Below are 1,431 nucleotides of genomic sequence, written 5' to 3'. Positions count from 1 at the left end.
TAATGCCAGTCAGTTAAGAGCTGACTGGCATTTTCTTTTGTAAGGATACTTATTTGGTTTCCTTCTTATCACCCTTGGATAATGCCTGTCTGGTAGCCTATCGGGTAAGATAAACAACCTAAGTGTTGTCAGTAACTCATCATAATGAACAGGTAACTTACTTGCACTATGTATTGGCGTAAACATGAAGAAAGCGATTACCTGCCGCATAGATTGGCTAAAGCTTAATTGAGTAGGCAAGATATCTTCTTCTTTAGTTGCATCAAGCATGATTATGCGTATTAAGTTGTAAGCGAGTAGTAATCCCCATAACTCTTGGCGTACCATGTCTGGCTTCTTACTACGTAATGTATGTTTGCTGTGATTCAATCCCTGCTTTATTTCTCTAAACGCCAGCTCAATTTCCCAGCGTTGTGTATAAACCTCTATTAATTCGTCATACGGAAATCGTAAAGGGTCAATAAGAGAACTCAGAACACGATAGCTTTTTCCATCAGCTTTATAAGTGGTTAATCTTGCCGTTATGGTATCTGGTAATGACTCAAACTTCTTTCTCGCCTGAAGGCTTGTAGACAAGGTAACAATCTTATCATTGTCACTGATACTGTGTTCAACTTGATACTGTAAATCCTTCCTTGCTGGCAACATCCAGTGAGAGTTTTTTCCTTGGCTTTGCCATTGATAAAGTAGCCCTAATGAATAATAACCACGGTCAAACAAGGTCAGAGAGTTATCCGGTACGGCTGGTAATAGACGTTGAGCTAAGCTCATTTCGCCTACACAACGGGCATCAAAACTACTGTCTAACAATAAGTGGCTAGATACTTCCATTAAGCTACACATTCGAATTTGTGGATAGCTGACTTCTCCATGCTGATTACTGTCACTGCCAAACTTTTCTCGGTTTTCTTGATTATCATGAGTTCGGAAGCTAACGCCATCCACTGCAAGTAAATTAAGTCCACACCACTGCTCAAAAGGCTGGGTGGCAAACACTTTATGTGAAAGTAATTGAAATGTTTGTTGGACTGCTTCGTAACCCAACCTTTGGCGACCTTGCACGAGCGCACTCGGCGCTACTAATTTGTTTTTTCCAGGCAAGGATATGTCGAGTCTGTTAGCAATATCCCACACAGTTTCGTTTCGGAATAAACTCATACCAATTACAGACCACATAATAGCTTCTAGCGGTAACCGCCTTCTGCGAACAGTGGCAACTCCCGCATGTTCAAATGCTTGTTCAAGAATATCTGGGTCAAGAACCTGCTTAAGTTTGTCGAGTGTATGTACATCATCTAAAAAGGAGGACATATCATCGAAGTGTTGAATTAGAGACATAAAAAAATCCGATACTATTTCTAATATCGGATTGTGAAGCTATGAAAAGATCAGTCAAGTGATCATAAAAATATGCTTAACTGATCTGCATTA

At 40.0% G+C, this 1,431-nt stretch carries 1 protein-coding gene; it reads right to left on the bottom strand.

The window, feature by feature from the left end:
• Nucleotides 1–9: 9 nt before the first annotated feature.
• Nucleotides 10–1,338, bottom strand: coding sequence for an IS4 family transposase (locus JIG41_RS06820; protein WP_051501925.1), 1,329 nt, complete (start codon nucleotides 1,336–1,338; stop codon nucleotides 10–12).
• Nucleotides 1,339–1,431 lie beyond the last annotated feature (93 nt).

Origin of the sequence: Pseudoalteromonas sp. bablab_jr011 (genome assembly GCF_016464045.1) — a bacterium.
GTDB classification, from domain to species: domain Bacteria; phylum Pseudomonadota; class Gammaproteobacteria; order Enterobacterales; family Alteromonadaceae; genus Pseudoalteromonas; species Pseudoalteromonas lipolytica.
The sequence above is the reverse complement of the archived record's forward strand: the minus strand, read 5'-3'. Positions and strand labels throughout refer to the sequence as shown.